This is a genomic window from Paraburkholderia sp. EG304, from assembly GCF_046543485.1.
GTDB lineage: Bacteria > Pseudomonadota > Gammaproteobacteria > Burkholderiales > Burkholderiaceae > Paraburkholderia > Paraburkholderia youngii.
This window is the reverse complement of sequence record NZ_JBKGUA010000024.1, coordinates 103492-110243: the sequence shown is the minus strand read 5'-3', so window position 1 is coordinate 110243 and position 6752 is coordinate 103492. Positions and strand designations below refer to the sequence as shown.

The window sequence follows — 6752 nt, the reverse complement described above, 5'->3', positions numbered from 1 at the left end:
CCTCTGTCTTGACGTCGAACATGCTCGAGACGTCGCCCAGAGGACTCTTTGAATTGTTGGTCGGGATGCTGTCTTCCACCTGCACGAGAATATCGGCCTGGTACACCGATGGCGCGATAAACGCGTAGGCCACGCCCAGGGCGAGCACGCCGCCGGCGATTCCACCGACCAGCCAGCGGTTGGCCATCAGTACGTCGAAATAACGTGAAAGACTGACATCGTTATTGCGGACCACGGCAGCATTCGTAAGGAGAGAGTTCTGATTCATCGAAACCCCAGGGCGGGTGTACGAAAACGGTGGAAGCTGGATTCAAGATGCAGGCGATGCGGACCCGCCGCCTGCTCGAATCAAATCGTCTTATCGTCTACACAGCTTCCGCCGGACCTGGCGCAGACTTCTAATTTTTCGGCATCGGATAGATTGCGCCGGCAGACAGACATCGAGTTATTCATATCAGACGCAACCGCAGCCTAACTGACGACTTGCCGCACCTCCGTACGCTGCCACACGTTGTCGCTTTTCGGCCCAACGTCACACTCGATTCAACCGCGAATAGTCGGATATGAGTCGCGCGACCGCACGCAAAGGTGCTACGGCTTGGTGACGAAATGCCAGAGCGCCGCACACTCGGTATCCGATATCCGGTAGTGAGGCATGGCTTTGCGCAACAAAACGTTGGCCGGGTCGATGCCTTCCCTCAGCGCCCTGCAGAACGTTGCCTGATCGTAACTGCTCGCCGGACCGTCCCTTCGACTCTTCGCAGGAAACAGGCTGCCGGCGGTCAACGGTGGCGCGAATGCGTCGGCCGCGCCGGTTTGCGAATGACAGTTCGCGCAACGGGTGGTCGAGCCGGGCAGCAGATGATCGTCGTCGCGCAATTGCGCCGCGACGGAATGCTGCCCATTAAAGATCGCGCACCCGAGATCCTTCGGCTCGCAAAGCGGCGCGGCGTGCGCAACATGCGTGATGCCCGCCAACCCCAGTATCAGCGCCACACGCGCCGCGGTCCGCCGTGACAGTGACGCCATCACTGAATCTGCACCGTGCGCGAAACGCTCGGCACGCCCTTCGCGTTCAGGCCAAACAGCATGTAGTAGCCAGGCACGACTACACCCGGATCGGAAGGAATATTGATCAGATATTCACCCGCCGTTCCTACCGTGAAACTCACGGGTACCCGCCGCTGCTCGTTGTTGACCGCGTGGGTCGACGAAGACATGCGCATCAACGCAAAGGCCGTGATGCCACTGCTGCCCGTCACCGCGATCGATGTCCCGAGCTGTGCGGTGGTCGGCGCGGCTGTGAGGGTCGGTCGGGTTGCCGCCGAGCCGTCCGCGTTCAGCAGGTACGGCGGGGTGAGTATTTCGAGGTTCGTGTGATTTGTCGAGCAACTTCCGCACAGTCCGCCGCCGCCACTCAGTACGCGACCGTCCGGCAACAGCAGTCCGATGCTGTGATAGTTACGCGGCACGGCTTGCGGCGGGAGCAGCGAGAAAGTCTTGGTGGTGGGGTCCCACAACTCGGGCGCCAGCACGGCGGTGTCGTCCGAAAACGTTACCGGGTACGCCTCTCCACCTAAGACTACCACCTGACCGTTCGGCAAGACCACGCTGGTGTGAAAGGCGCGGCGGTAATTCATCGGCGTAAGCGTTTGCGTCACCGCGGTGCCGCTACTGATGTCGATTAGCGTGGCGTTCGCAGTCGCGTTGGCGTACTCGTAGCTCGTCGCACCGCCAACAGCCAGGATCTTGCCAATATCGTACATAACGGCGTTGCCGTTCATCGCATCGGTATCGCTGCCCCGGTTGCCGGCAGGCGTCACGTTGCCCCCGCCGGCGGTATCGAACCAGTGCATCGCAACGCTCGGACCGGCGTGGAAGACTCGCCCATTTGCCACCGCAAACAGCCATGCATGATTGTCGGAGCGGAAAATGCCAGCCGCGTCATTCGTGAGGATGTAGTCGGCGAGAATGGCGCTGTTGACCTGCCAACCCGTACTCGGTGACCAGGTTTCGCCGGTCTTGCCGCCTTCGCCTCCGTTCCACGAACCACCCACCTGGAATACGTTGCCATTGCTCAACGTTACGCTGCCCTGATAGGCGCGCGCAATTTTCATTAAAGGACCTGACGACCATTTTCCAGTCGAAGGCGTGTAAAAGCTCGTCTCGTCACTGCTCGAGCCACCGGTGACGTAAATACGACCATCCGGAAGATTGACGATGCCCGGACAGAACATATCGTGGCCGGTATTCGTCACGTACACCTGTTTGCTGGTACCGGTAGTCGGGTTGAAGATTGCGGTGTACGTGTTGCCGGGGGTGACTTCGCCAGCCGTAAAGTCCAGCTTCTTGTCAGCGGACCACACTACCACCGTTCCATCGGGAAGATTCGCCGCAGCAGCCGGCACGATCGACAGGTTATAGGGTGTAGTCCACTTCGCCGGCAATGTTTTCGCGGTCATGCCGCTGATCTGCCACGTCTGCAGCGGGGCGCCGCTGCAGGGCTGCTGCGTGATCTGCGAGCCCTGTGCCGTGAGACTCGCAACCGCCAGACACAAGTTGCTCTGCGACGCGACGATTGCAAAGCCGCCACCTTGCGGTATGAGTTGAAAGCTTTGATTCGGCTGGCCATTGCAGGTCCACTGGTCCGCTCCAGCGCCGGCGTCCGTGCTTACACCGTAGATGTCGAGGCACAGATTACTGTTGACGTTGACGAACTGATAAAGCCCGTTGTTCTGGGTCAATGTCCAAAGCTCGTTGTTCTGCCCATTGCAGGTCCACTGGATGACCGAGGCGCCAGGCGTTGTCGATTCGGCGTTCACATCGGCGCACAAGCTGGTGCCGTTAACGGTGATTGTGCTCGATGTCTGCGCGTGCGCAGTCGTGGAGAAGATTGAAAGCACCGGCAAGAATGCAATTAGCAGCAATGCTTTCACCCACCTGTCGAATAACTGCGACCTCAACCTAAGCGATTTTTTTTGTGACATGTTCTCAGTCCAATAGGTTACACACGCCCTAATGCGCCCAGTACCTCGCAAACTTGATCCGCGCGGGGCAGGTCATCGCTTCGCCAGCGCAACATTGCGTTAGCGTCGAAGCAGTAGATTTGGGTCGAGTGATCGGCAATGTTGCCGAGTGGCAAGGTGCTGCCCGAAAGCGCGGTGCGCATCCGGTCGACGTCCTGCAACGTCGGTGTGGCCGCCCACCATTCGGGTCCGGCCTGGAAGCGCTTGAGCCATGCGTGCAACGCAGGCGGCGAGTCGGAAAGCGGATCGATTCCGATCGACACCAACTGAACGGGATAGCGATGCTGCAACTGCGATATCCGTTGCTGAACGGTGCTGAACAGCGCACCCTGCAAAGGACAAACTGAACTGCATCCTGTGTAAATCGTCTGCAACGCAGTCACTTTCCGATGCAACAGGTCGGTCAGCAGCTGCTTCTGGCCGCTTTGATTGATCACCCAGTAGTCGTCGAGACGAATAGGCGGCGTGACGAGTCCCACGCTTGCGTGCTGCGCATATAGCGGAAAAGAAATGCCGGCTAACGCCGCCGCCGATACGCCACGCAGCAGCGCACGGCGACTCGGGTTTCCGAGCGGCGCGCACGCACGCAACGCCGCGCGACTCGGCGCGTGTTGATGAAACATGAATGTGATCTCCCGCAACGTGTAACTATCTTCAGTACTATTCGTCGCCATCTTTATTGCGTGTTACCCGCGCGGCAAATTCGCAGACGTCGCGCGACGGCTACGTTCGCTCTCTGGCGAATCAACGGCAATGGTGAGCGTAGCAGGGAACCTTCCGGAAAATGACAGCGTCTGGCCCGCGACTTGCCGCGTTTTGTGAGGTCGACCACATAACCATGAACCTCCAAAAAACTGGGCGCTGAGAAGGTCCAAGCAAAGCTCTTTTTTGACTTGCAAATCGCGAGTTGCGCACTGAATCATGAAGCGCGGTGGAAGTGAACAGGTGTTTCGCTGGCGATGATGTGTAAGTCTCCGCCCCTTGCTCGCGTTGATCTCTATATTTTCAAAGCTCAAAACCGAACCGTCGCGAAATCCGCATTTTGCGATTTATTTAATGCGCCCGGACAGTTCAAAAAAAATCCATCGCCCGTCACCTTCTCTTTCGAAAACCATACTAATGAATTCAGTTAGTTTTCAGTCATCGGCCAAGAACTATACGTTGGCGCAAAAGAGGTACCGGACCCCTGTCCCTAGCCGCCAAGTAACAATTTTGTAACGGTTCTTTTGTCGTTTTGTGAACTCAGCTGGAAAGCGTGGGAACGCCTCTGGATAAGCATGGGAGGGGACGCGGGGCACTTAGCGATCCGCTTCCATATCACACATCGCGTTGTTACGTTTGGTTACGACCGTCAGGGCAATTTTCGTTCCATTTCTGTATCATTCGTTTCGTCGGATCAGTCAGGGAAAACCTAGGTCGATTCTATCAGTAGAACTTCGCAATTTGCGACGAATCGCCAAATCGTCGATTTAAATGATGAAAGTGGTTTTCGGCGCATCGTATTAAATCCGAGGATTAAATTCGATTAATGCACCACGCGAGTCCGGCAACGGGCGCCCTTGACAAAAGCGGATCATTAATTAGTTGTACTCGTGTTGTTGCGTAATTATTCGTGGCGACGTCCTTATCACGCGAACGCTGTTCGTTTTAGCGGCCAAGGTTTATCGGCCTTGATAGACAGATGTCATCTTTCAGCAGACTCTCTCCAAGACTAAAACCATCATTTCGTCAAGTTCCTGAGATCGCAAAAACTGTTTCAGTGCTTGCACTTACCGCAGGAATCCTGAGCCTTGCAGGTTGCGGCGGTGAAACAAGCGATGATGGCAGCACCCAGTCCGTGACTGCCAACTCCTCCGTCTCTGCCAACGCAGTCGCGAACGCGACTACGAATGCGTACAGCAACGGCGTAGTGCCCACCGACAACGGTTCACCGCCGGTTCAGGCGAACGGTCAGCCTTATAACCGCGCCCAGGTGCAACGGGCGGGACAAGGCGATTGAGCCGTTTCGCGACGATCCATACGAAAGCCTCATATCCCGCGCAAGACCATTTGCAATCGTGACGTCAGCGACAGCTGACTCACGTATCGACGTGTTTGCGTTACGTGTGCCATCGCTTCAGGAGCTGATGGTCATCGGCAAACGTAACGCCAATGTTCTCGGTCCATTCTCCGTCAGTAGCAATCTATAGCCAATCCAATGAAATTAAGACTCTGCTCCTTATTCACCGTTTTAGCCCTGTTGTGCGGGCAATCGATGCCGGCATTCTCGAAGTCATTCTCCAGGGCACATTGGGGCAACACCAACACCACAGCGACAACCTCAACAGCCACCACATCCACGGCAGCCACCACGTCCACCACATCCACGGCAGCCACCACCGCAGCCACCACCGCAAACGCCACTGCCACGCTGCAACCGCCGCCCACCGGCAGCGGAAACGACCGCTTTGCAATGGACGTGAACTGCAATCTCTGGAGCGGAGATCAGACCGCGCTCAACGAATGCTCAAAAGACCTGGATCTGATTGCCGGATTGGGCGTCGGTACGGTTCGCCTCGGTGTTTCGTGGGACTTCATGACGCTGGCCGACGGCAGCACGCTGGACCCCAATAAGGTGGCCTTTCTGAAGGGGCTTCTGAACGCCGCACGGACGCGCGGCATGAAGATTCTTTTCGAGGTGGGCATGTACGCGCCGTCTAGCGCATACCAGTGCTCGGCCACCCAGAATCCGCCGAGCGGATCGTCGCCGCGACTCGACTTCTGCGACGCAGCGTTCACGAAGTATCTCGGCTCGCTGATGGACGTCGTTCTGCCCTTCACGGCTGACATCGAACTGTTCAATGAGACCAACTGGTCGTTCTCCGCTTCGGACCCGTCTTACGGCGATGCGAATGGTATTTCCGGCTACATTCTGAATCGCAGCAAGACGCTCTATTCGGAAGCCAAGCAGGTCCTGAACACGAAGAGCCAGTCGGGCTACAAAACGGTTCTGCACACTCAGGGCATCTCGTACTTCTACAACTCGGCGTATCCGAATAACGGCTGGCAACCGCCCGCAGGTAGCCAGCTGATCCAGGCGACCGACTACATCAATGCCATGGGCAACAACACCAAGAGTGCTTCCAGCCCGTTGAACACCACGATCGACGTCGTCGACGTTCACCCGTACTTCGGCAGCGCCGAGTACAACATGCTGGTGCAGGCATTCATGACCACCGTGTCGAACCTCGTCAGCAGCGGCGCGAAGCCGATCTGGCTGACCGAGACCAACAATGGCACCAACGGTACGGATGCTGGACAAACGGCCGCGTTTAATCAGTTGAAGACTCTGATGAACAACGGTTCGGTGGCGAAGGCGTTCTGGTATGTCGTGCGTAACGGCGATCCAAGCAATGGCGAAGGTGACGGCTATTCGATCTACGACTACAACCGCAACCTGATTCGCCCGCAGCTTGCAGCCGCGATTCAGGCCTACACGGCGACGATTCCGAGTTCGGAACGCTTCCTGTCGGGTTCATATCTGACGCCGATCCAGTAAGCCTGCACGCTGTAACCCATGAATGAAGGGAGCGCCGACTATGGCGCTCCCTTCTTTTTTGCCGGTTGGGTACACCCTGTGTGCGATCCCTCACGCCAGGCAGCAAACTCGTCCGACCGCGGACGAGTCAACTCAGCGCCGTGCCTTTCTTCTTTTCTTCGGCTTCGGTGGCGTGAGTGCGGCGCTCC

General features: G+C 57.3%; 6 protein-coding genes. 1 reads left to right on the top strand and 5 read right to left on the bottom strand.

The features are described from left to right. From ACLFKU_RS25985 to ACLFKU_RS25965, 5 genes are all read right to left on the bottom strand, one after another. The coding region (locus ACLFKU_RS25985) for a Wzz/FepE/Etk N-terminal domain-containing protein (RefSeq protein ID WP_410850985.1) at positions 1 to 268 on the bottom strand (268 nt) is incomplete at its 3' end. A gap of 323 nt (positions 269 to 591) precedes the next feature. Next, positions 592 to 1029 carry a hypothetical protein gene (locus tag ACLFKU_RS25980; RefSeq protein WP_410850984.1) on the bottom strand — a complete coding sequence of 146 codons (438 nt, stop codon included), beginning with the start codon at positions 1027 to 1029 and terminating at the stop codon, positions 592 to 594. Further along, positions 1029 to 2987, bottom strand: a complete 1959-nt coding sequence (locus ACLFKU_RS25975; RefSeq protein WP_410850983.1) for an RICIN domain-containing protein — start codon at positions 2985 to 2987, stop codon at positions 1029 to 1031. The genes ACLFKU_RS25980 and ACLFKU_RS25975 overlap by 1 nt, the downstream gene beginning before the upstream one ends. A gap of 17 nt (positions 2988 to 3004) precedes the next feature. Next, entirely contained in the window at positions 3005 to 3649 is a 645-nt protein-coding gene (locus ACLFKU_RS25970; protein ID WP_368587903.1) for an SCO family protein, read from the bottom strand. Between the two features lie 1549 nt (positions 3650 to 5198). Next, a complete protein-coding gene (locus ACLFKU_RS25965; RefSeq protein ID WP_410850982.1) occupies positions 5199 to 5435 on the bottom strand; it encodes a hypothetical protein in 237 nt (78 codons plus the stop codon). Positions 5436 to 5478: 43 nt separating this feature from the next. On the opposite strand from ACLFKU_RS25965, the gene ACLFKU_RS25960 reads away from it, so the two are divergent. Then, complete coding sequence (locus tag ACLFKU_RS25960; RefSeq protein WP_410850981.1) at positions 5479 to 6564, top strand: glycosyl hydrolase; 1086 nt, start codon at positions 5479 to 5481, stop codon at positions 6562 to 6564. The last annotated feature ends 188 nt before the right edge of the window (positions 6565 to 6752 follow it).

Coding starts and splice junctions, on each gene's coding strand:
- ACLFKU_RS25975 (WP_410850983.1), bottom strand. CDS start 2,987: ATGTCACAAAAAAAATCGCTTAGGTTGAGGTCGCAGTTATTCGACAGG.
- ACLFKU_RS25980 (WP_410850984.1), bottom strand. CDS start 1,029: ATGGCGTCACTGTCACGGCGGACCGCGGCGCGTGTGGCGCTGATACTG.
- ACLFKU_RS25960 (WP_410850981.1), top strand. CDS start 5,479: ATGGACGTGAACTGCAATCTCTGGAGCGGAGATCAGACCGCGCTCAAC.
- ACLFKU_RS25970 (WP_368587903.1), bottom strand. CDS start 3,649: ATGTTTCATCAACACGCGCCGAGTCGCGCGGCGTTGCGTGCGTGCGCG.